The sequence below is a fragment of the Phytobacter sp. V91 genome, from assembly GCF_965644225.1.
Lineage (GTDB): Bacteria > Pseudomonadota > Gammaproteobacteria > Enterobacterales > Enterobacteriaceae > CBFFRJ01.
In genome coordinates this window covers 1-2,507 of sequence record NZ_CBFFRJ010000249.1, presented here as the reverse complement: position 1 = coordinate 2,507, position 2,507 = coordinate 1, and the positions used below count along the sequence as shown (strand labels likewise).

The 2,507-nt window shown below is 53.6% G+C and carries 1 protein-coding gene; it reads left to right on the top strand.

Features of this window, described 5'->3' with window-relative positions; genetic code table 11:
* The first annotated feature begins 168 nt into the window (after positions 1-168).
* On the top strand, positions 169-2,412 hold the full coding sequence (locus ACSZO4_RS25320; RefSeq protein WP_437891845.1) for a YgiQ family radical SAM protein: 2,244 nt from the start codon (positions 169-171) through the stop codon (positions 2,410-2,412).
* Positions 2,413-2,507: the final 95 nt, after the last annotated feature.

Genomic DNA, 2,507 nt, shown 5'->3' with positions numbered 1-2,507 from the left:
ACACGGTAATAGTGTACCCGCCTGGTGGCGGGTAACTGAAGTGACTTTAAACATACAAGGGTTAGGGTGAGGGGAAAAACCCCCACAGTTAATCCTTCATTTCATCTATTGATCCGGCGTATAATCCCCGCCCTTTGATTATTTTTTTGCCACTTTTTTGGAAGCAAGATGAGCGCAATATCCCTGATCCAGCCGGATCGTGACCTTTTTTCCTGGCCCCAGTACTGGGCGGCCTGCTTTGGTCCGGCTCCGTTTTTACCCATGTCCCGTAGTGAAATGGACCAACTTGGCTGGGATAGCTGCGACATCATTCTGGTAACCGGCGATGCCTATGTTGACCATCCGAGTTTCGGGATGGCTATCTGCGGCCGCATGCTGGAAGCCCAGGGCTTTCGCGTGGGCATCATTGCCCAGCCTGACTGGAACAGCAAAGATGACTTTATGCGTCTGGGGAAACCGAATCTGTTCTTCGGTGTGACCGCCGGCAATATGGACTCGATGATCAACCGTTATACGGCGGATCGTAAGCTGCGCCATGACGATGCCTACACCCCGGATAACGTGGCCGGTAAGCGCCCGGATCGCGCAACGCTTGCCTATACCCAGCGCTGTAAAGAAGCCTGGAAAGATGTGCCCGTTATTCTCGGCGGCATTGAAGCCAGTCTGCGCCGTACCGCCCATTATGACTACTGGTCTGATACCGTTCGTCGTTCGGTGCTGGTGGATTCCAAAGCGGACATGCTGATGTTTGGCAACGGTGAGCGCCCGCTGGTGGAAGTGGCGCACCGTCTGTCGCAGGGGGAACCCATCTCGCAGATCCGCGACGTGCGTAATACCGCTATCATGGTGAAAGAAGCGCTGCCAGGCTGGAGCGGCGTCGATTCCCGTATCATTGATATGCCGGGTAAAATCGACCCCATTCCGCATCCCTATGGCGAAGATCTGCCCTGTGCGGACAACAAACCCGTTGAGCCAAAGCAGGCCGAAGCGAAAGCGGTCATTGTTCAGCCGCCGCGGCCAAAACCCTGGGAAAAAACCTACGTGCTGCTGCCTTCCTTTGAGAAGGTCAAAGCCGACAAAGTGCTGTATGCCCATGCTTCGCGTATTCTGCATCATGAAACCAACCCCGGTTGTGCTCGCGCGCTGATGCAAAAGCATGGCGATCGTTATATCTGGGTTAACCCACCGGCGATCCCGCTTTCGACCGAAGAGATGGACAGCGTTTTTGCCCTGCCGTACAAGCGTATTCCGCATCCGGCCTACGGTAACAGTCGTATTCCGGCGTATGAGATGATCCGTTTTTCGATCAACATCATGCGTGGTTGCTTTGGCGGTTGCTCCTTCTGTTCGATCACCGAACATGAAGGGCGCATTATTCAGAGCCGTTCTGAAGATTCGATCATTAACGAGATCGAAGCTATTCGTGACACGGTTCCCGGCTTTACCGGCATTATCTCTGACCTGGGCGGCCCGACGGCCAACATGTATATGCTGCGCTGCAAGTCGCCGCGTGCGGAACAAACCTGCCGCCGCCTGTCCTGCGTCTATCCGGATATTTGCCAGCATATGGACACCAACCATGAGCCGACGATTAACCTGTACCGTCGCGCCCGCGATCTGAAAGGCATCAAAAAGATCCTTATCGCCTCCGGTGTTCGTTATGACATTGCGGTTGAAGATCCGCGCTATATCAAAGAGCTGGCAACCCACCATGTGGGCGGCTACCTGAAGATAGCCCCCGAGCACACCGAAGAAGGGCCGCTGTCGAAAATGATGAAGCCGGGCATGGGCAGCTATGACCGCTTTAAAGAGTTGTTCGATTCTTACTCAAAACAGGCCGGTAAAGAGCAGTACCTGATCCCTTACTTTATTTCGGCGCATCCGGGTACTCGTGACGAAGATATGGTGAATCTGGCGCTGTGGCTCAAACGTCACCGTTTCCGGCTTGATCAGGTGCAGAACTTCTACCCATCGCCGCTCGCTAACTCCACAACCATGTATTACACCGGGAAAAACCCGCTCGGTAAGATTGGTTATAAGAGTGAAGATGTATTTATTCCCAAAGGCGACAAACAGCGCCGTCTGCATAAAGCACTGCTGCGGTATCATGATCCGGCTGGCTGGCCGATGATCCGCCAGGCGCTGGAAGAGATGGGTAAAAAGCATCTGATTGGCTCACGTCGTGATTGCCTGGTGCCAGCGCCAACCCTTGATGAGATGCGTGAAGCGCGTCGCCAGAACCGTCATACTCGCCCGGCATTGACCAAACATACGCCGATTGTTCATCAGCGTTCAAATGGTTCGGCGAAGACAGGGACTGCGAAGAGCACTGGTGCTAAAAGCGGTGTGGTGAAAAGCGGTGCCGTCAGAAATGAGAGCGTGAAGAAAGCGGTGAAACGTAAGGCTGGCTAACTGCGGCCTGATGCCCTCAGAGCCTGTACATAAAATTGTGTAATTGCCTGATTTTGATATGTTCAATCCAACATCAAAAGCAGGTTAATTTATGG

Coding starts and splice junctions, on each gene's coding strand:
- ACSZO4_RS25320 (WP_437891845.1), top strand. CDS start 169: ATGAGCGCAATATCCCTGATCCAGCCGGATCGTGACCTTTTTTCCTGG.